This window comes from Streptomyces sp. NPDC051364, assembly GCF_040682115.1.
Classification (GTDB): Bacteria; Actinomycetota; Actinomycetes; order Streptomycetales; family Streptomycetaceae; genus Streptomyces.
This window is the reverse complement of sequence record NZ_JBFBAH010000009.1, coordinates 296,046-315,329: the sequence shown is the minus strand read 5'-3', so window position 1 is coordinate 315,329 and position 19,284 is coordinate 296,046. Positions and strand designations below refer to the sequence as shown.

Genomic DNA, 19,284 nt, shown 5'->3' with positions numbered 1-19,284 from the left:
ACCGTGTCAGCGGACCGGGCCCCGTACCGACTGCTGGGCGCGGAAGCGGACCGGAGCCATGCCCACCCGGCGGCTGAACAGCCTGCTGAAATACGCCGGATCCTCGTAACCGACCCGCCGGGCGACCCCGGCGACCGGCAGATCGGTCCGGGCCAGAAGCTCCTTCGCCCGGCTCAGCCTGATCCCCAGGAGGTACTCCTTGACCCCCTCCCCGGTGCTGCGCCGTACGGCCCCGCGCAGTTCGGGCAGCGGTATCCCGAGCCGGGCCGCGTGCTCGGCCACCGAGATGGGCAGCAGCGCGTCCCGGGCCAGGGCGTCCATCACCGCGTCCCCGTGCCGGGACACCTCGGCGCGGGCGTAGCGCAGCGCCACGAGCAGTCCGTGCACGGCCGCGGCGGCCTCCACCTCCAGCAGCGGGCCGCCGCGCCGGGCCGCCCGGACGATCCCGTCGACCACGTGCCGCACCCCCTCCGTGCCGCTCAGCGGCACCAGCGGGCGATCGGGGGTGACGTAGCCGAGGTCGGTGTACGCCTCCACACTGCGGCCCGCGAAGTCCACGAAGCACTCGTCCCAGCCGGTCTGCGGATCGGGCCCGTAGTGGTGCTCCACCCCCGGCACCAGCCAGAGCAGCGCGGGCGCGGACACCGGCTGCGGCGGGCGCCCACCGTGGCTGAACCAGCCCCGTCCCCGGGTGACGACCACGGCGACGTGGTGGTCCAGGGCCCGCGGTCCGACCACCGGCAGCAGACCCTGCTGGATCCCGACGCCGAGACAGACCAGGCCGAGCCGCCGGTGGTTGGCGGTGGGGGAGAAGTACCGCATCCAACTGCTGTACGGGGGGCTGCTGGAGGGGACACTGGGGTGCGGGGGCGTCGGCATGTGCGGATTGTGATCCACCGGGCCCGGGGCTCTCAAGGGGAGGTGGGCGCCCTCAAGGGGACGCGGGCGCCCGGTCCTTCGGCTGCCGAGGCTCCTTCCGCCGTAGCGGCTCCTTCCGTACGGGCGGCCCCGGCTGCGGGCTCCGGAGCCCGACCGCCAGTCCGGCGACCACCACGACCAGGCCGATCCACACCGGCAGGCCCGGCATCCCGCCGCCCGAGAATGCGCCGATGGCGGCTGCGGCGAGGGGCGCGACCCCGGTCAGCAGCCCGGCCCGGCCGGCGCCGACGGCGGCCACCGTGCGGTACCAGAGGAGGAACGCCACCGCGGTCACCATGACGGCGAGGTACCCGGCGGCCGCCCACTGGGCCGGACCGATGGCCGACAGATCGGCCGGGTGCTCGGTGAGCAGCGTCAGCACCCCTGGGCACGCCCGCCCTCCGGGCGGCGGTCACCGGCTGGCTGGCCCGCAACCGCGGGATCCGCGCCGACCCCGACGAGGTCGTCGTCGTCGCGGGCGTCGCCCAGGCGCTGGGCCTGCTGGCGCACGTGTTGCGCGAGGACGGCGTACGGCGGGTCGCGGTGGAGGACCCCGGCTCGCTCGGAGCACGGCAGCAGCTGGAGTACGGGCGGCTGGAGACGGTGCCCGTGCCGGTGGACGGGAGCGGGCTCGACACCGCCGCGCTCCGGGCGAGCGGAGCCGGGGCGGTGCTGCTGACCCCGGCGCACCAGTTCCCGACCGGGGTCGTGCTCGACGGGGAGCGCCGCCGGGAGCTGCTCGGCTGGGCGGCGGCCGGGGGACTGGTCATCGAGGACGACTACGACGCCGAGCACCGCTACGACCGCGCACCGGTCCCCGCCCTGCGCGCCCTGCTCCCCGAGGGGGTCTGCTACGCCGGGAGCGTGTCCAAACTGCTCGCCCCCGCGCTGCGCCTCGGCTGGCTGCTGGTCCCGCCGCGCCTGCGTGACGCGGTGGTCGCCGCGAAACGCTATGCCGACCTCGGCAATCCGGTCCTCGCCCAGCTGGTGCTGGCCCGGCTGATGGATTCGGGCGAGCTGGAGCGACACCTGCGCTTCGTCCGGCGCCGCCACCGCCGCCGGCGCGACGCATGCTCCGGGCGATCGCCGCGCACCTGCCGGGCGCCCGGGTCCACGGAGCGGCGGCGGGCCTGCACCTGATGGTCACCTTCGACGGCGCGGCCTTCGAGGACACCGCCCTCGCGGCGGCGGCCCTGGCCCTCGGGGTCAAGGCGCACCCGCTGTCCTGGCACCGCATCCGGCCGGGCTCCCCGGGGCTGGTCCTCGGCTACGCGGCGGGCCCGCCGGGCGAACTGGAAGAAGGCATCGGCCTGCTCGGCCGTGCCCTGCACCGACTCCGCTGACCCGCCCCGTCCCGCCTGCGGGGCACCCCCTCCGGAGTCGGAGAAGCGGAACTTTATGCTCAGGTGCATGCACCACGCGTCCGTCCCCGACATCACCGTGATCATCGCCGTCTACAACGCGATGCCCTACCTGAACGAGTGCCTCGACTCCGCGCTCGGCCAGAGTCTGGGGGCCGAGCGCCTGGAGGTCGTCGCGGTCGACGACGGTTCCACCGACGGCAGCGGCGCCGAACTCGACCGCTACGCCGCCCGGTACCCGCAGCTGCGCGTCCTGCACCAGCCGAACTCCGGCGGCCCCGGCGGGCCCCGCAACCGGGCCCTGGACCTGGCCCGCGGCCGGTACGTCTTCGTCCTCGACGCCGATGACTACCTCGGCCCCGAGACACTCGAGCGGCTGCTGGACATGGCCGAGTCCCAGGGCAGCGACGTCGTGCTCGCCAAGCAGGTCGGACTCGGCCGGACGGTGTCGGACAAGGCCCACCGGCACGCCGAGGAGGCCGACCTCTACACCTCGGAGGTCTACCGCTCGCTCCACTCGGCCAAGCTGATACGCCGCCAGGTCATCGAGGACGCGCACCTGCGCTACCCGGACGACCTCTGGTACGGCGAGGACCAGGTCTTCGTGACGGGAGTGTTCCTGGCCGCCGGGAAGATCTCGGTCGTCGGCGACTACGACTGCTACTTCCTGCGGCTGCGCGACGACGGGCAGAACATCACCGCCCGCGCCCGCACCGCGGGCGAGACGGTGGTGCACATCGAGCGCGTCATGGCCCTGGTGGCCGAGCGGGTGCAGGACCCGGTGGGACGGCGCCGCATGCTCGGCCGGCACTTCCGCAGCCTGCTGCGCACGGCGCTGCGGCCGGCCGTCGAGGCCCGCCACGAGAACCCCGGCTTCACGGCCGAGGTGTACGAGCGGGCCCGGGTGCTGGTGCAGACGTACTGGCGGCCGGACATGGGCGGCGAACTGCCGCCGATCGACTGGATCCGGCTGTACGCGTTCGCCTGCGGCCCGCTGCCCGCCTTCGAGCAGCTGATGGGGTACGACCCGGCGAAGGAGCCGGCGCCGCAGGAGATCGTCGACAACGGCCGCGTGTACCGCTGCTACCCGCTGTTCCGCGACCCGGCGGCGGGACTGCCGGACGTGCTCTTCGACGTGACCGACAAGCTCAAGACGCAGCACCGGCTCACGTCGCTGACCTGGCAGGGCGGCCGCGTGCTGCTGACCGGCCACGCGTACATCCAGTCGCTCGGGACCGGCCGCATGGAGAGCGAGCTGCTGCTGAGGGCGCGGGAAACGGGAGACGAGCACCTCGTACCCGCCCAGGCCCGGCCGGCGCCCGAGCTCACCGAGCAGAACCCGGAGCTGATGATGGCCGGCTTCCTGGCGGAGGTCGACCTGGCCAAGCTGGCCGGCGGGGATCCGATACCGCCGGGCACCTGGGACTGCTTCCTGAACGTACGGGCGGACGGGGTCACGCGTACGGTCCGGCTGGGCCGCCGGCACGCCCCGGAGCTGGACCGCACGGCCCGCCGGGCCAAGGTCCTGGCCCGCGACCCGGGCAGTGCCACGGAACTCACCGCCGCCGCCTTCTTCACCTCGTACGGGAATCTGAGCTTCGAGGTGGTCCGCAGGATCCCGCTGCCCACCGCCTGAAGAAAATTCTTCCGGCCTGAGAAAAATTCTTCGGAATCGGCGGCAACCTCGCGGGGGGTCGCGCGTCGTGCGGGGGTGAAGGGCGGCATTCCGAGCCCTGCACCGACCGTGACCCGACCGTGGAGAACCACTGTGATGAACCTGAAGCGCGTCCCCTCGACCGTCCGCCGTGCGGCCGTCACCGCTGCCGCCGCCGGGGCGGTCCTCGCGCTCGCCGGGCCCGCCTTCGCCGCACAGGGGGCCTCGGCCACCCCGTCGCCCGTCCCCAGCGCCCCGTCGAGCGCGACGCCCACCCCCTCGCGCAGCCTCCCGCCGACCGCGGCTCCGAGCGTCCAGCCCACCCCCTCGCGCAGCCTCCCGCCGACCGCGGCTCCGAGCGTCCAGCCCACCCCCTCGCGCAGCCTTCCGCCGACGGCGGCGCCGAGCGTCCAGCCGACGGGCCGGCCGACTGCGGTGCCCAGCGCGGCCCCTTCGCAGGCCGGTGACGAGCTCGCGAAGACCGGCTCCTCCGCCACCACCGCCGCCATCGGAGGCGGGGCCGCCGCGCTCATCGCCGCCGGCGCCGGCACCCTCTACGCCGTCCGGCGCCGCGCCAACGGCTAGGCACCCAGGAACCCGGGAATCCAGTGGTCCACCTCGTACCGCCCGCACCTTCCGCACGCCCCCTCACGCTCGGCTTCGGCCGGGCGTGGCGGGGCTCGTGGTCGTGGTCGTGGCGGGGCTTGTGGTCGCCGGTGCTGCGCCGCGAGCGCGCCACCCCGCCGCCGCCCGCCCTGCCGTACGGGCACGCCTACGGTCAGGGGGCCGCGTACGGGGCGGGGGCCGCGTACGCCGGCGACGCGTATGCCGGCGGCCCGCGCGCCGACGCGCCGCAGCCCACCGTCACCGAGCTCTACCACGCGCACCGGCTGCGCATGGTCCGGCTGGCGGTGCTGCTCGTCGACGACCTCGCCACCGCCGAGGACGTGGTCCAGGACGCCTTCACGGCCCTGTACCGGCGCCACGGGGAGCAGATCAGCGAGGTCGACAACGCGCTCGGCTACCTGCGCACCGCCGTCGTCAACACCTCCCGGTCCGTGCTGCGCCGCCGCCGCACGGCCCGCGCCTGGACCCCGCCTGCGGCGGCCGACATCCCGTCCGCGGAGGACCACGTCGTCCTCGACGAGGCACACCGCGAGGTCCTCGCCGCACTCGGCCGGCTGACCCCGCGCCGCCGCCAGGTCCTCGTACTGCGCTACTGGGCCGAACTCAGCGAGGCGGAGATAGCGACCACCCTCGGAATCAGCCGGGGCGCGGTGAAGTCGAACGCGAGCCGCGCCCTGGACGCGCTGGAACGGATTCTGGAGGGACGGATATGACGCACGGCGAACGCCCCGTCGAACGCAGGCTGCGCCAGGCCCTCGACGCCCGCGCGGCCGGGATCACCGTCCGCGAGCTGCGCCCCGCGGATCCGCCGGCTCTGCACGTCCGGCGGCTGCCCGCCGCGCGGCTGCGGCTGAACCTGCGCCGGTTCGCGCTGCCCCTGGCGGGGCTGGCCACGGCTGCCGCCGCCGTGGCCGGGTACCTCGTACTGGCCCCGGACTCCGCCCCGCCCCGCCCGGTGCCGCCGGCCTCGCCGCCCGAGATCACCGGACCGGGGCCGACACCGGATTCCCGTACGGGCACCGGTGCTCCGCACCCCTCGGTGGCGCCGTCCCTGCTGCCCTCCAGGGCCCCCGGGACCCGCTCGGCGCAGCCGCCCGAGCCGACGCCGACCCCGTCGGGTGCGCGTTCGGCGACGCCGTCGAGGTCCGTTCCCCCGTCCGCCGTGCCGTCGTCCACGCCCGTGTCCTCCTCACCGCCCCCGAGCGCGGGACCGTCCAAGAGCTGAGCGGTCTCGGGGAAGTGGGGCACGCCCCCGCGCCGCCCGGCACGGCACCTCGCCGCGTTGTCGCGGCACCCGAGTACGCCCAGTACGGGGCGCCGCTCCGCCTTGCGATCCACCGCACCGCACGACGCGAAAACGCACCCCACTTCACCGCGGCACTAGGGGGTGTTCTTCACCGCCGCGACGAGCGGGGCGAGTTCCGGGTTGCGCGCGGCCTCGTCCAGGGCCTCGCGCAGCGCCGTGTCGTTGGTCGGCCGGGCGGCGGCCAGCAGGGTCAGGCCGGCCTCGCTCACGTCGGTGTAGATGCCCCGCCGGTCCGTGTCGCAGATGTAGCGGTTCAGCAGCCCGCGGTCCTCGAGCCGGGTGACCAGCCGGGTCGTCGCGCTCTGGCTGAGCACCACCGAGTCGGCCACCTGGTACATCCGCAGGTGGCCGCCCGGGCCGCTGTGCTGTCGGCTCAGTACGTCCAGCAGCGAGTACTCGCGCACGCTCAGGCCGTGGCCGGCCTGCAGGGCCCGCTCGATGTGCGCCTCGATCCGCCCGTGCAGGAGGGAGAGTGCGCACCAGCCCTGGGCGAGGCCGGTCAGTGCGCTGTCGGTGGCCGTCATGGGCTGCTCCTTCGAACCGTGTCCCCGTTGCCCGGTTTCCCTGTGTCCCCACAGGTGCCCTTGCCCTCCCAGGATAGGTCACTGCCGCAATAGCCCGCGCTTGCAAATATCCAGCGTCTGCAATTAATGTGGACGCATGTAAGCGGCGACGGCAAGTTACGCGACAGCGCCACCGCACCACCGCTCCACCACCTCCCCCCTTGAAGGGCACCCCCTCATGCCTCTCGCACTCCTCGCCCTGGCCATCGGGGCCTTCGGGATCGGCACCACCGAATTCGTGATCATGGGCCTGCTCCCCGAGGTCGCCGCCGGCTACGGCGTCTCGATCCCCACCGCAGGCTTCCTGGTCACCGGATACGCGCTCGGCGTCGTCCTCGGCGCCCCGCTCATGACCGTCCTCGGCACCCGCATCCCCCGCAAGCGCATGCTGATGCTGCTCATGGGCCTGTTCATCGCGGGCAACGTGCTCTCCGCGCTCGCCCCCGCCTTCGGCGTCATGCTCGCCGGCCGCATCGTCGCCTCCCTCGCCCACGGCGCCTTCTTCGGCATCGGCTCGGTGGTCGCCGCAGGGCTCGTCGCCCCCGAGAAGAAGGCCGGCGCGATCGCCATGATGTTCACCGGCCTGACCGTGGCCAACGTCGTCGGCGTCCCGCTCGGCACCCTCGTCGGCCAGACCCTCGGCTGGCGCGTCACCTTCCTGATCGTCGCCGCCCTCGGCGTCCTCGGCCTGCTCGGCATCGCCAGGCTGGTCCCCGAACTGCCCCGGCCCGAGGACGTCCGGATCCGCCACGAGCTGGCCGCCTTCCGCAACGTCCAGGTGCTGCTCGCCATGGCGATGACCGTCCTCGGCTTCGGCGGCGTCTTCGCCGCGATCACCTACATCTCGCCGATGATGACCGACGTCGCCGGCTTCGCCGACACCTCCGTGACCTGGCTCCTCGTCCTGTTCGGCCTCGGCATGGTCGCCGGCAACCTCATCGGCGGCCGGTTCGCCGACCGCGCGCTGATGCCGATGCTCTACGTGTCCCTGGGCGCCCTGGCCGTCGTCCTGGCCGTCTTCACCCTCACCGCCCACACCAAGATCGGCGCCGCCGCCACCATCGTGCTGATCGGTGCGCTGGGCTTCGCGACCGTGCCGCCGCTGCAGAAGCGGGTCCTCGACCAGGCCGCCGGCGCCCCCACCCTGGCCTCCGCCGTCAACATCGGCGCCTTCAACCTCGGCAACGCGCTCGCCGCCTGGCTCGGCGGGCTCGTCATCGCCGCCGGGCTCGGCTGGACCGCCCCGAACTGGGTCGGCGCCGCCCTGGCCACCTCCGCCCTGGTCCTCGCCCTCGTCTCCGGCGCGCTGGAGCGGCGTACGGCCTCCCGCCCGGGCGGCGGCCGGGTCGTCGCGGCCGGAGCCCCGGCCGCCGTACCCCTCCCCGCCCACCACTGATCCACGACACCTCGTTACGACGCGTACCACTCGTACGATCGCACCACGATTCAGGAGCACCCCGCATGTCCAGCGCCACCACCCCCGCCCGTACCGCCGTCGCCCCGCTGACCACCGAGGACGCCGAACTCCTCGTCTCCGCCGCCCGCAGCGCCGCCGAGCAGGCCGGGGCCACGGTCAGCGTCACCGTCCTCGACGCCGGCGGCCACCTGCTCGCCTTCCGCCGCGACGACCGCGCCGTACTGATCTCCGGCGAGACCAGCACCCGCAAGGCCTTCACCGCCCTCCAGCTCGACGCCCCGACCGCCGACCTCGTCGACGCCGTCCAGCCGGGCGGGCTGTTCCACACCCTGCCCACCGCCCTCGACCGGCCGCTGCTGTTCATCGCGGGTGGGCTGCCCGTCCACCGTGACGGCCGGCTCATCGGCGCCATCGGTGTGGGCGGCGGCGCCCCCGACCAGGACCACGCCTTCGCCGCGGCCGCCCTCGACGCGCTGGTCTGACGCCCCCGCCCCGGCTTCCGGGCCGCGCGCCCGGGTCGCGCGCCCGTGTCCCCCGTGCCACGTTGGTACGGGGGACAGGGGTGCATGATGCGACAGTCCAGGCAGGTCCGGTCCAGGCGGCTCAGGAGAGGCCACGTCATCGCGACGGCAGCCGTCGCCGCGCTGGTCTCCCTTGCCGTGCCCGGCTGCACGGCCGCCTCCGACGAGGCCCGCAGCCCCGGCGGCGCCAGCACCACGGGCTCCGCCGCCACCGCCACCACCTCCGCGCCGGCCACCTCGGCCCCCGCCCCCTCGCCGACGCCCTCGTACGCCCTGTCCACCGCCCCGCGCACCATCCCGGCCGTGCGGGAGCACACACCGGCCCGCGGTCCCGGATGGAAACCGGCCGCCGCTGCGCGGGTCGTCGTACCGCCGGGGAACGCCGCCGCCCTCACCGACGAGGGCAAACTGCTCGCCGGTGAACTGCACATGGGCTTCGCCGAGACCGCAGATGCGCGCCCCGGCGACGTGGAACTCACCCTCGGCGCCAAGAACTCCGGACCGCCCGAGTCGTACACGCTCACCGTCCAGGGCGGCCGGGTCCGGGTCACCGGCCCGGACGAGGCGGGGGTCTTCTACGGCACCCGCACCCTCAAACAGGCGGTGAAGTCCGCCGGTTCGGCCCCCGAGGGCACCGTGCGCGACGGCCCGGCCAAGCCCCAGCGCGGCCTGAACCTCGACATAGCCCGCAAGAACTTCACCGTGGGCTGGATCGAGGACCAACTGCGCCGGATGGCCGACCTCAAGCTCAACCAGCTCGGCCTGCACTTCTCCGACGACCAGGCCTTCCGGATCCAGTCCGACACCCACCCCGAGATCGTCTCCACGCCCCACCTCACCAAGGCCGAGGTCCGGCAGATCATCGCCCTCGCCGCCCGCCTCCACATCAAGGTCGTGCCCGAGCTCGACTCGCCCGGCCATCTCGGCGCCGTGCTGCGCGCCCACCCCGCCCTCCAACTGCGGGACGTACAAGGCAGAGCCGTCAAGGGCGCCGTGGACATATCCGACCCGGCCTCGGCCAAGCTGATCGACGAACTGCTCCGCGAATACCTGCCGCTGTTCCCCGGCGGACTCTGGCACCTGGGCGCCGACGAGTACCAGGCACTGGTCTACCGCAACCCGCAGGCCTCCTTCCCGCAGCTCGCGCGGGCGGCGCAGCAGCGGTACGGGCCTTCGGCGCGGGTCCAGGACCTGGCCGAGGGCTGGCTGAACGACCGTGCGGACGTGGTGCGTCCGGCGGGCAAGGTGCCCAAGGCGTGGAACGACGGCTTCTTCACCGGAGGCGTGGTCCAGGCGGCCAAGGACATCCAGGTCGAGTACTGGACGGGCAAGGAGCTCGGGGCCCGGCCGCCGCTGGAGTACCTGCGCGAGGGCCGCAAGCTGGTCAACCTGAACGACGAGTACCTCTACTACGTGCTCGGCCAGCCGAACCAGTTCACCTACCCCACCGGTAAGCGGATCTACGAGCAGTGGACCCCGCTCGTGCTGCGCGGCACGACCCCGGTGCCCGCCCGGTACGCGGCGCAGATACTCGGCGCACGGCTCGCCGTGTGGTCCGACCTGGCCGGCGCCCAGACCCAGGCCCAGGTCGCCGAGGGGATCCGGCTGCCCCTGGCGGCCCTGTCCCAGAAGGTCTGGGACGCCCGCCCGCCGCAGCCGGCCTGGGCCGACTTCAAGGCACTCGCCGACCGGCTCCAGCCGCCGGGGTGAGCCGTGCATCCGCCCATATTCGCTGGCCCGACCGCCGTACGCCTTGGTTGGATGCCGGGATGAACAGTGAGCTGCCGGACGGCTACGAGATGTCCACCGATCCCGCCCGACTCGACGCCGCGCTGATCCACCGCTGGCTGTCGCAAGACGCCTACTGGGCCCTCGGCCGGAGCAGGGAGAAGCAGGACCAGGCCATCGCGGGCTCCCTGAACTTCGGCGTCTACGACACCGCCTCGGGCGCCCAGCTCGGCTACGCCCGCGTCGTCACCGACCGGGCCACCTTCGCCTGGCTGCGCGACGTCTACATCGACCCCGCCGTACGGGGCAAGGGGCTGGGTACGGGCCTGGCCGCCGCGGTCCGCGACCACCTGGCCCCGTACGGTCTGCGCCGGGTGCTGCTCGCCACCGCGGACGCCCACGCCGTCTACGCCAAGGCGGGGTTCGCGTCCATGGCACAGCCGGGGAAGTGGATGGTCTTCGGCGAGCAGTGAGCCGCCGGGCACAGGAGCCGCTACGGGCGGCCTGTGCGCTGCCAGCGGCGGCGGATCCACTGGCCGACCAAGGGCAGGGCCAAGACCGCGGTCAGGGTCCAGGCCGCGGCGAAACACCAGATCAGCGGTAGTGAGACGGTGATCGAGGCCGCGACCAGCAGGGCCAGCGTCACCGCACCGAGAAGGCAGGCGGCCAGGGTGCGGTGACGCAGGCGTGTGTGCGCGGAGCGCAGGATCCGGACGAGGGAGCGGTCACCTTTGAGGTCGGCTTCGATCGCGGAGAGGGCGCGCCGCTCGCGGTCGGACAGTCCGGCTCCGTCCATGACGACCTCCATCGGCTGGCGTCGCCGGGCGGCGCGCGCCGCAGCCTCTGGCCTGCGCATACCCGACGTGGCGCGGCCCAACCCTCGGAGGCCGCCACCCGGCCGGGCGGCGGCCTCCGGGCCGGGGTTCAGGGCGGGGTCACCAGATGGAGTTGACCCACTCCGGGTGGTCGATGAACGGGTTCCGGTTGTGCTGGAAGGTGTCGAATATGACCTGGTTGCGGCGCTGCTCGAAGGCGTCCGGCGGGTCCTGCTGGTTCCACTGCTTCAGCAGGCTGATACGGCCGAAGAGCGGGGCGGTGCCGTTGTTGACCTTGTCGTTCATCTCGAGGTCCGCGAAGCCGTCGCCGCCGTCGTAGCGGACGGCCATGTAGAGCAGCATGCGTGCGACATCGCCCTTGACCGCGTCGCGCGGCTCGAAGGAGTCGGAATCGGTGAAGCTGCCGGGGGCCTCCGAGACCGGGCTGCCGCCCATGTCGAAGTCCTTGTTGCCGCGCGTGCTGTTGACCGTGACGTCCTCGGGGCGCAGGTGGTGCAGGTCGGTGCCCGGGCCGGTCGCGGTGCCGAAGTCGCCGTGGCTCTTGGCCCAGACGTGCTCGCGGTTCCAGTCGTTGGCCCCGCCGCCGTTGGTGGACTTGGACTGGGAGCGGCCCGAGTAGACGAGGATGACGTTGTTCGGGTTCGCCGGGTCCTGGTCGGTCACCTTCAGGGCGTTCCACACGCCGTCGTAGGTCACCTTGGACTGGGTCTTGATGATGTCGTGGAGCGCGGTCTTCAGTGCGGCTCCGGTCTTGCCCTCGGCGGCCGCGTAGTACGAGTCGACCGAGGTCGCGGTGGTGGTGGCGGTGGTGGCAGCCGCGTCGGCGTGGGGAGCCGCCGTCCGCTGCGGGCCGGCCGACGCAGTGGCCGGAATGAGGGCCAGGGCCGCTACGGCGAGCCCGGCGACCCAGGGGGTGCGTGGGGAGATTCTCATGGTGTGGGGGATACCTCTTCGCAGGCACCGCCCCCGCCATGGCAGTTGGCGGGGCATCAGGTGGCAGAGCAGAGGCTCACATTGTCATGTGCCTTACAGGTAAAATCCATGTGTCGGAAGGCTGGATTCTGCCTCTGGCGGCCGCTGAGCCGAACGGGTGAGGACCTCTTGGCAGGACGCGCCGGTGCGGGCACGGTGGCGGAGGCCCCGGCCGGGGCCGCGCGGACCGTGCACACCCCTACCGGGAGCAGCCCATGACAGCGAAGATCCTCATCGTGACCGGCGACGCGGCGGAGTCGCTCGAGGTCCTCTACCCGTACCAGCGCCTGCGCGAGGAGGGGTACGAGGTGCACATCGCGGCGCCGGCGGTCAAGAAACTGCGCTTCGTGGTGCACGACTTCGAGGAGGGCTTCGACACGTACACCGAGAAGCCCGGCTACACCTGGCCCGCCGACGTGGCGTTCGCCGACGTGGTTCCCGAGGAGTACGCGGCCGTGGTCGTCCCGGGCGGCCGGGCGCCGGAATACTTGCGCAACGATCCCGAGGTACGGCGGATCCTGGCCGCCTTCACCGGCTCCGACAAGCCCATCGCCCAGATCTGCCACGGCCCGCTGATCACGGCCGCGAGCGGCGGGCTGGACGGCCGCCGGGTGACCGCGTACCCGGCGCTGGAACTCGACATGAAGGCCGCGGGGGCGGCGTACGAGGATTCCGAGGCCGTGGTCGACGGCACCCTGGTCTCCGCGCGCGCCTGGCCCGACCACTCCGCCTGGATGCGGGAGTTCCTGAAGGTGCTCCGCGCCAAGGCGCCGTTGGCCTGACGTGCGCAGCGGGGTGGTGAAGGGGAGGCTCCCCATTCCCTTGTGAAAGGTCCGGGCCCGGGGCTGACGGGGTGGCTGTGCTGTGCTGAGGTGGCAGGGTCAACCGATGTTGTTCAACTTGTGCTGATCGCACGGCAGTTTGGTGCGGCAGTTGAAAGGACACCACCGTGACTGGACCCTTGGGCCGGCGCAGCTTCCTCGGCGCGGCCGCAGCCCTCGGCGGCGCCGCGCTCGTGGGGCCGCTCGCACCGCTCGCCCAGGCCCGGCCCACCGCGTCCCGGCCGGACACCCTTCCCACCCCGCCCGGATTCCAGCCCGAGGGCATCGCCGTCTCGCCGGGCGGGCTCGCGTACACGGGGTCGCTGACCGACGGTGCGATCTACCGCGTGGACCTCGCGACCGGGGCCGGGCGGATCCTGACCGGGGGGCAGGGTCCGGGCGCGATGTCGGTCGGGCTCAAGCTCGACGGGCACGGCCGGCTGCTCGTCGCGGGGGGTGGGGACGGCCGGATCCGCGTCGTGCACGCCGGGGACGGCCGGGTGCTGGCCACCCACCAGGCGGCCACCGGGACCACCTTCGTCAACGACGTCGTCGTCGGCTGCGGCGGAGCCTGGTTCACCGACTCCTTCAACGACGTGCTGTACTTCCTGCCCGCCGGCTCAGGCTCAGGCCAGGCCCCGCGAGCCGTGGCGCTCACCGGTGACTGGGTCCCCACCCCGCCCGGCGGCCAGGTTTGGGGCTCCAACGGCATCGAGCGGACCCCGGACGGCCGGGCGCTGCTGGTGGTCAACGACAACGCGCAGGCACTGTTCCGCGTCGACCCGCGCACCGGCGCCGCCGCCAAGGTTCCGCTCGACGGGGGATCGGTGGCCAACGGCGACGGGCTCGTGGTGCACGGCCGCACGCTGTACGTCGTCCGCAACTGGGACTACGCCGTCGACGTGTTCACGCTCAGCGCGGACGGCCGCCGGGGCCGGTTCGTCAAGCGGATCACCGATCCGCGCTTCGACGAGCCCACGACGGCGGCGGTCCACGGCGGACGCCTCTACGTGGTGAACGCCGCCTTCGACTCCGACTGGTCGAATCCGGCCACCGCGTCGACGATCGTCAGCTGCCCGTCGTGATCACGGGGGCGGGCTCGTTCCGGTAGTTGGCCGGGCCGAAGTTCTTCTTCACGGCCGCTTCCCAGGACCCGTCCTGGACCATCTTCTTCAGGGCGGCGTTGATCTTGCCCTGGAGCGCCTTGTCGCCCTTCTTGACACCGATGCCGTAGTTCTCGTTGCTCAGGGTCAGCCCGACCAGCTTGAACTTGCCCGTGTTGGCCTTCTGCGCGGCGTACCCGGCCAGGATGGAGTTGTCCGTGGTCATGGCGTCGACGAGACCGTCCTGGAGCGCGATGACGCACTCCGAGTAGTCGTCGAGCTCCAGGAGGCTCGCCTTGGGGGCCAGCTTCTCCTTGACGTTCTGCGCGGAGGTGGAGCCGATGACCGAGCAGAGCTTCTTGTTGTTGAGGTCCTCGGCCTTGGTGATCGTGGCGTCGTCGGCACGGACCAGCAGGTCCTGGTGCGCGAGGAAGTAGGGGCCGGCGAAGTCGACCTTCTCCTTGCGCTTGTCGTTGATCGAGTAGCTGGCCGCGACGAACTTGACCTCGTTGTACTGGAGCAGCAGCTCGCGGTCGGAGCTGTCGACCTTCTTGAACTCGATCCGGTCGGGCTTGTAGCCCAGCTCCTTGGCGATGTACGTCGAGACGTCCACGTCGAAACCGGAGAAGGTCCCGCCCGGCTCGCGCAGCCCGATGCCCGGCTGGTCGAACTTGATGCCGATGGAGAGGTTCCCCTTGGGGCCGCTGTCACCGCCGCACGCCGTGGCGGTCAGGGCGAGGCCGATCACTGCGGCCAAAGCACCGGCCTGGGGAACCTTCATGCTGCACTCTTTCCTCGGGTACGCGGGACGCGCTGCGGGATCGCCGGCAGCGGGTGGAACCGCGGGTTCGTAAGAAGCGTCAAGACGCGTGTACGAGGAAGCTAGGAAGACGGTGGGCGCTCTGTCACTGGAATTGAGCAAAGCTTGAGGTAACGATCCGGCGTGACCGGCGTTTCTGTGGTGCATTGCACTTCGAACGGGATAAACGGGGCCGGGCGCGATGCGGCGATCGGAGCTGATCGGTCGCGGAGGGTGACCGGCCCGGCGGCAGGTCTGTTCGAACAGGTGGTCGATTTAGGGTCTGTGTGTGATCTCCCGAGCCGATCGGGACCTGCGCGTGGACGGCCGCGTCGACGGCGCTGAGCGAACCGGCCCAACTGGCCGGGAACGTACGCTCGTCCGGACCGCCAGGGCCGCGGCATGACAGCATGGCCGGGCAACGCCCGGCAAGCGGAGGGGGAGTTCGGTGAGCACGTCGACGGCGAGCGGAGTACGCAAGAGCCTGGCCAAGGTGGAGATCGCCCTGCGGTGGGATCCGAGCCCCTCGGGCACACCCGCCCACGACCTGGACATCATCGCGGCGGTGTACGGCGCCGCGGACCCCCACGGGGAGCCGGTCCACCTCGTGCACTTCGGCAGCCGTTCCCCCGACGGCACCATCACGCTGAACCGCGACAGCCACACCGGTCAGGGCTTCGGGTTCGACGAGGTCATGACCCTCGAGCTGAACCGGATGGCGCCCGCGCTGGGGCGGGTGGTGGTGGGCGTGGTCATCCAGGAGACCGGCCCGCGCGGTGCCCGTACGAAGACCTTCGCGGCCATAGGCGGTACGGGGGTCCGGATCCGGGAGGGCTACACCGATCTCGCGGTGACCGATTTCGCAGGGGTCCCGGCCGCCACCGCGGCCACGGTCGCGGAGTTCAACCGCGACGCCTCGGGGGTCTGGTCGCTGGACGCCGCCGTACGGGGCTTCGACGCCGATCCGGAGGAGTTCGCCCGGGTCATGGGCGCCCTGCGGTCCTGATGCAACGCGTTGCCGCGAGGCCTTGACGCGGGCCCCTGCGCGGGCCCCTGCGCGGGGCCGCACAGACCGGGCGGTGGTCACTCCCTCGAGTGAGTGGCCACCGCCCCGTCCGGGTGGCGCGCTGCCGCCGTCCCCACGAGGCAGCGCGGGCGGGTCGCCGTCAGGTCATCGTGACGGCGGCCCACCGGTTCAGGGGGCCGGAGCCCGGTTCCGGTCCGGGAGGGGGATCGGGGCCAGGCCCAGGGCGGGCAACAGGGCCCCGTCGACGAACCGGACCAGGTAGTCGGCGTCGGCGTACCGCCCCTCCAGCACCGGCCGGATCCGCAGCACGCCCATGAGCTGGGCCGGCAGGAACTCCAGGGCCGGGTGGTCCGCCGCGATCTCGCCGCGCGCCACGGCCCGCGCCACCATCGCGTCGAACGCGGCCAGCTCCGGCTCGACCAGCGCCTCGCGCAGGGCCGCCTGCAGCTCCTCGTCGCTGAGCACGGCATGTCCGAGGGCCTGGGTGAGGCGGGTGTCGCGGCCCGAGTTGCCGGCCGCGATCCGGGCCGCCTCGCGCAGGTCGCCGGCGAGCGTGCCCGTGTCGACCGCGACCAGCGTGCCCTGCCGGTTCGCGCGCAGGGCGGCCGCGACCAGCTGGGGCTTGGTCTTCCATTGCCGGTAGAGCGTCGACTTCCCGCAGCAGGCCCGGGCGGCGACGCCCTCCATGGTCAGGGCCTCGTACCCGTGCTCGCGCAGCTGGTCCAGGACGGCGTCGTAGAACTCCTGCACCCGCTCCGGGGTGATCTTGGAGCGGCGCGCGGCGGGCGGCGTCGACGTCATGGTGAGCAGCTCTCCTCGGGGGCTCCGCGGCGGTTGGTTCCGTAAGGAAAGTGTACGGGAACGCGAGCGTATCGGTACACCAGCGTATCGATACGCGAATGTATCGATACACTGGCGTGTCGATGTGCACGCGGCCGGCTTCGGCCGCAGTACACCGGCGCACCCAGCGCGCGACCATCCGCACCATCCGTGTTCAAGCGGCGCGCGAGTACAGGAAGAGAGAGTTGGGGGAATGAGCTCCCACACGACACCTGGCGGGCCGGCCGACGGCCCGGGAACCGGGCAGCGGCGACGCCTCATACGTGAGCTGTTGCTCGTCGCGGGCCTGTTCGCCGTCTACAAGGCGGGCCGGATGCTCTCCACGGACCGTACCGACGAGGCCTTCCGCAACGCCGGCCGGATCTGGGACATCGAGCGCACCCTGCACCTGCCCGGCGAGGGCACGATCCAGCGGCTGCTCCTCCACGGGGACGCCCTCGTGCACACCGCGAACACGTACTACGCGGCCGTGCACTTCCCGGCGACCGCCGTCTTCCTGATCTGGCTGTACCTGCGCAGACCCGGCCACTACCTGTGGGCCCGGCGCGTACTCGCCGTCCTGACCGGCGCCGCCCTCGCGCTGCACCTCGCCTTCCCGCTCGCACCGCCGCGGATGCTCGACGCCGCGCACCTGGTGGACACCGGGCTGGTCTACGGGCCCTCCGTCTACCGGGCCGCGCCCGCCGCCGACACCATGGCCAACCAGTTCGCCGCGATGCCCTCGCTGCACTTCGGGTGGGCGCTGATGCTGGCGCTCGGCGTGATCGCCGCCACCCGGTCCCGCTGGCGAGTGCTGTGGCTGCTGCACCCGCTGCTGACGCTGCTCGTGGTCGTCGGCACCGCCAACCACTACTGGCTCGACGCGATCGTCGCCACCGTGCTGCTCGGCGGGGCGCTGCTGGTCGTCCCGCGCCCACAGGTGCGTACCGGCTCGCTGCCCGTCGTACGGCACCTGCCGCGCCCACGGAACGCCGTGGGAGCGGCCGATACGGCCGGGGCAGGGACGGCACAGGAGGCCAAGAAGGCCGAGGAAGCACAGCCGGACCGGCATGCCCAGGAGGCCTCGGCCGAGGTCGTGGCGGCTGGTCCCGCGGTCGTTGCGGCGGGTCCCGCGGTCGTGGGGGCCGGTCCCGAGGTCGTGGGGGTCGGCCGATGAACGCCACCGTCCTCGCCGTCGCACTCTGCCTCGCCTCCGCCGTGGCCTACGCCTCCGCCGCCGTGGCCCAGGAGCGGCTCGCCCGGGCCGCCGTCGCGCGCAGCGCCGGTGCCCTGTTCGGGAACGGGGCCTGGTGGTGGTCGGCCGGGCTGAACGCCGGCGCCGCGCTGCTGCACGCGGCCGCCCTGCGCTACGGCCCGCTCACCCTGGTCCAGCCGCTCGGCGCGCTCACCCTCGTCGCCGCCGTCCCGCTCGGCGCCCGCGGAGCCGGCCGCCGGGTCGCGGCCACCGAATGGCGGGGCACCCTGGCCACCGTCGTCGGGCTCGGTCTGCTGCTGCTCCCGGCCTCCGGACCGGCCCCCGACGACACCCTCACCCTGGCCGAGGCGCTCGCCGTGTCCGGGGCGACCGCCTTCGCGATCGTGGTGCTGACCGCACGCCGGGACGTGAGCTCGGGGCTGCGGCACGCGACGGCGTCCGGGCTGGCCTCTGCCGTGGCCTCCGCCCTGACCCAGACGGTGGCCGTCGCGGGCGGCCGCGGCGGGGCCCTGCTCAGCGTGCGGGTCGTCTCCGTGGCCCTGCTCGTCGTGGTGTTCGCGGTCGGGGGGATGCTGCTGTCGCAGCGGGCCTACCGGGGCGGGCTCGGGGCGCCGCTGGCCGTCGTGAACCTGGCCAACCCCCTCGCCGCGGCCGCCATCGGCATGGTCCTGCTCGGCGAACGCCTCCAGGGCGGCGCAATGGGGCTCCTGCTCGCCACGGCCGGCGCGCTCGCTGCGGCGCGCGGGGTACTGCTGCTGACGCGGACGGCCCCGAGCGCGGCGCCCGTTCCCGCACCCGCACCTGCACCCGTATCGGCCTCGGCCGCCGCCGTGTCGATCACGCGTGTGCCAGCATGACGGGTATGGCTGACGGATCGTTCCTCTCGCTCTGGTCCAAGAACTCGGTGCTGTCCATCGGTTCGGCCGGCTCGGTGCTCTCCATCGGCTCCGCCGGCAGCGTGCTGTCCATCGGGTCCGTCGGCTCCGCGCTCTCGATCGGCTCCGCGGGGTCCTGGCTGAGCTCGGGATCCGTGCTCTGCGCGCGGTCGAACCGCTCCGTGCTCTCGTTCCGGTCGACCCGGGCGGTGCTCGGGCGGGGCCCGCGCACCGGCCTCGCGGCCGCCGCGGTGGCGTCGGCGGCGGTCGCCGGGGTCGCGCTCGTACGGACCCGCCGCAGCTGAGAACCGTTTCGCCGGTGTTCGCGTCCTCCCCCGTGAACGCGAACACGCACGGAACACGCACGCACGACGAAGCGGAGTGAACACACATGGGGATCGTCAGCTGGATCGTCCTGGGACTGCTGGCCGGCGTCATAGCCAAGGTCCTGCTGCCCGGCCGTGACCCCGGCGGCCTGATCGGGACCACCCTCATCGGCATCGCCGGAGCCTTCGTCGGAGGCTGGCTCTCCGCGAAGTTCCTGGACAAGCCGATCGCCAACGAGTTCTACGACCCGGCCACCTGGGGCTCCGCGATCGCGGGCTCGCTGGTCCTGCTCATCGGCTACCGGATCCTGTTCGGCAACTCCCGCGACTGAGCGGCGCCGGGAGCACTGCCTAGGCTGGGGGCGCACGGCGCGACGTACGAGCTGCGAGGAGCC

22 protein-coding genes and 1 pseudogene are annotated in these 19,284 nt (G+C 73.0%); 16 read left to right on the top strand and 7 right to left on the bottom strand.

Features of this window, described 5'->3' with window-relative positions:
* Window positions 1-6: 6 nt before the first annotated feature.
* Window positions 7-879: an AraC family transcriptional regulator gene (locus AB0M76_RS21745; protein WP_365954411.1), complete on the bottom strand. Its 873-nt coding sequence runs from the start codon at window positions 877-879 to the stop codon at window positions 7-9.
* Window positions 880-931: 52 nt separating this feature from the next.
* Complete coding sequence (locus tag AB0M76_RS21740; RefSeq protein WP_365954410.1) at window positions 932-1,300, bottom strand: EamA family transporter; 369 nt, start codon at window positions 1,298-1,300, stop codon at window positions 932-934.
* Between AB0M76_RS21740 and AB0M76_RS21735 the strand changes: the two are divergent.
* The 5 genes and pseudogenes from AB0M76_RS21735 to AB0M76_RS21715 all read left to right on the top strand — a co-directional run.
* A pseudogene (locus AB0M76_RS21735) lies at window positions 1,300-2,261 on the top strand (PLP-dependent aminotransferase family protein); the annotation flags it as partial. The gene AB0M76_RS21740 and the pseudogene AB0M76_RS21735 overlap by 1 nt on opposite strands.
* A gap of 67 nt (window positions 2,262-2,328) precedes the next feature.
* The gene (locus tag AB0M76_RS21730; RefSeq protein WP_365954409.1) at window positions 2,329-3,915 is read left to right on the top strand and encodes a glycosyltransferase; all 1,587 of its coding nucleotides are present in this window, start codon (window positions 2,329-2,331) and stop codon (window positions 3,913-3,915) included.
* 135 nt (window positions 3,916-4,050) lie between these two features.
* Window positions 4,051-4,518 carry an LAETG motif-containing sortase-dependent surface protein gene (locus tag AB0M76_RS21725; protein ID WP_365954408.1) on the top strand — a complete coding sequence of 156 codons (468 nt, stop codon included), beginning with the start codon at window positions 4,051-4,053 and terminating at the stop codon, window positions 4,516-4,518.
* 23 nt (window positions 4,519-4,541) lie between these two features.
* The gene (locus tag AB0M76_RS21720; protein ID WP_365954407.1) at window positions 4,542-5,273 is read left to right on the top strand and encodes a SigE family RNA polymerase sigma factor; all 732 of its coding nucleotides are present in this window, start codon (window positions 4,542-4,544) and stop codon (window positions 5,271-5,273) included.
* Entirely contained in the window at window positions 5,270-5,785 is a 516-nt protein-coding gene (locus AB0M76_RS21715; RefSeq protein ID WP_365954406.1) for a hypothetical protein, read from the top strand. The genes AB0M76_RS21720 and AB0M76_RS21715 overlap by 4 nt, the downstream gene beginning before the upstream one ends.
* Window positions 5,786-5,940: 155 nt before the next feature.
* Here AB0M76_RS21715 and AB0M76_RS21710 read toward each other — a convergent pair whose 3' ends face one another.
* The gene (locus AB0M76_RS21710) at window positions 5,941-6,390 is read right to left on the bottom strand and encodes a MarR family transcriptional regulator (RefSeq protein WP_365954405.1); all 450 of its coding nucleotides are present in this window, start codon (window positions 6,388-6,390) and stop codon (window positions 5,941-5,943) included.
* A gap of 217 nt (window positions 6,391-6,607) precedes the next feature.
* Here AB0M76_RS21710 and AB0M76_RS21705 point away from each other — a divergent pair, with 217 nt between their 5' ends.
* The 4 genes from AB0M76_RS21705 (at window position 6,608) to AB0M76_RS21690 (ending at window position 10,568) form a co-directional block, all read left to right on the top strand.
* Window positions 6,608-7,825 (top strand): MFS transporter, encoded by a 1,218-nt coding sequence (locus tag AB0M76_RS21705; protein ID WP_365954404.1) that lies wholly within the window; start codon window positions 6,608-6,610, stop codon window positions 7,823-7,825.
* A 65-nt stretch (window positions 7,826-7,890) separates the two neighbouring features.
* The gene (locus AB0M76_RS21700; protein ID WP_365954403.1) at window positions 7,891-8,328 is read left to right on the top strand and encodes a heme-binding protein; all 438 of its coding nucleotides are present in this window, start codon (window positions 7,891-7,893) and stop codon (window positions 8,326-8,328) included.
* Between the two features lie 87 nt (window positions 8,329-8,415).
* Window positions 8,416-10,077, top strand: a complete 1,662-nt coding sequence (locus AB0M76_RS21695) for a glycoside hydrolase family 20 protein (RefSeq protein WP_365954402.1) — start codon at window positions 8,416-8,418, stop codon at window positions 10,075-10,077.
* Window positions 10,078-10,136: 59 nt separating this feature from the next.
* Complete coding sequence (locus AB0M76_RS21690; protein ID WP_365954401.1) at window positions 10,137-10,568, top strand: GNAT family N-acetyltransferase; 432 nt, start codon at window positions 10,137-10,139, stop codon at window positions 10,566-10,568.
* A gap of 20 nt (window positions 10,569-10,588) precedes the next feature.
* Here AB0M76_RS21690 and AB0M76_RS21685 read toward each other — a convergent pair whose 3' ends face one another.
* Both AB0M76_RS21685 and AB0M76_RS21680 read right to left on the bottom strand, forming a co-directional pair.
* Window positions 10,589-10,891, bottom strand: coding sequence for a DUF3040 domain-containing protein (locus AB0M76_RS21685; RefSeq protein WP_365954400.1), 303 nt, complete (start codon window positions 10,889-10,891; stop codon window positions 10,589-10,591).
* 139 nt (window positions 10,892-11,030) lie between these two features.
* On the bottom strand, window positions 11,031-11,864 hold the full coding sequence (locus AB0M76_RS21680) for an endonuclease (protein WP_365954399.1): 834 nt from the start codon (window positions 11,862-11,864) through the stop codon (window positions 11,031-11,033).
* 254 nt (window positions 11,865-12,118) lie between these two features.
* On the opposite strand from AB0M76_RS21680, the gene AB0M76_RS21675 reads away from it, so the two are divergent.
* Both AB0M76_RS21675 and AB0M76_RS21670 read left to right on the top strand, forming a co-directional pair.
* Window positions 12,119-12,685: a DJ-1/PfpI family protein gene (locus AB0M76_RS21675; protein WP_365954398.1), complete on the top strand. Its 567-nt coding sequence runs from the start codon at window positions 12,119-12,121 to the stop codon at window positions 12,683-12,685.
* A gap of 167 nt (window positions 12,686-12,852) precedes the next feature.
* Window positions 12,853-13,809: a twin-arginine translocation signal domain-containing protein gene (locus AB0M76_RS21670; RefSeq protein ID WP_365954397.1), complete on the top strand. Its 957-nt coding sequence runs from the start codon at window positions 12,853-12,855 to the stop codon at window positions 13,807-13,809.
* Here AB0M76_RS21670 and AB0M76_RS21665 read toward each other — a convergent pair.
* Window positions 13,793-14,608: a glutamate ABC transporter substrate-binding protein gene (locus AB0M76_RS21665; protein WP_365954396.1), complete on the bottom strand. Its 816-nt coding sequence runs from the start codon at window positions 14,606-14,608 to the stop codon at window positions 13,793-13,795. The two genes, AB0M76_RS21670 and AB0M76_RS21665, sit on opposite strands and share 17 nt — an antisense overlap.
* Window positions 14,609-15,074: 466 nt before the next feature.
* On the opposite strand from AB0M76_RS21665, the gene AB0M76_RS21660 reads away from it, so the two are divergent.
* On the top strand, window positions 15,075-15,632 hold the full coding sequence (locus AB0M76_RS21660; protein ID WP_365954395.1) for a TerD family protein: 558 nt from the start codon (window positions 15,075-15,077) through the stop codon (window positions 15,630-15,632).
* A 189-nt stretch (window positions 15,633-15,821) separates the two neighbouring features.
* Here AB0M76_RS21660 and AB0M76_RS21655 read toward each other — a convergent pair whose 3' ends face one another.
* Entirely contained in the window at window positions 15,822-16,454 is a 633-nt protein-coding gene (locus AB0M76_RS21655; protein WP_365954394.1) for a TetR/AcrR family transcriptional regulator, read from the bottom strand.
* A 232-nt stretch (window positions 16,455-16,686) separates the two neighbouring features.
* Here AB0M76_RS21655 and AB0M76_RS21650 point away from each other — a divergent pair, with 232 nt between their 5' ends.
* From AB0M76_RS21650 to AB0M76_RS21635, 4 genes are all read left to right on the top strand, one after another.
* Window positions 16,687-17,649, top strand: coding sequence for a phosphatase PAP2 family protein (locus AB0M76_RS21650; RefSeq protein WP_365954393.1), 963 nt, complete (start codon window positions 16,687-16,689; stop codon window positions 17,647-17,649).
* Entirely contained in the window at window positions 17,646-18,545 is a 900-nt protein-coding gene (locus AB0M76_RS21645) for a hypothetical protein (protein WP_365954392.1), read from the top strand. Before AB0M76_RS21650 ends, AB0M76_RS21645 begins: the two co-directional genes overlap by 4 nt.
* Before the next feature lie 5 nt (window positions 18,546-18,550).
* On the top strand, window positions 18,551-18,868 hold the full coding sequence (locus AB0M76_RS21640; RefSeq protein WP_365954391.1) for a hypothetical protein: 318 nt from the start codon (window positions 18,551-18,553) through the stop codon (window positions 18,866-18,868).
* Window positions 18,869-18,954: 86 nt separating this feature from the next.
* Window positions 18,955-19,221 (top strand): GlsB/YeaQ/YmgE family stress response membrane protein, encoded by a 267-nt coding sequence (locus tag AB0M76_RS21635; RefSeq protein ID WP_266661109.1) that lies wholly within the window; start codon window positions 18,955-18,957, stop codon window positions 19,219-19,221.
* Window positions 19,222-19,284: the final 63 nt, after the last annotated feature.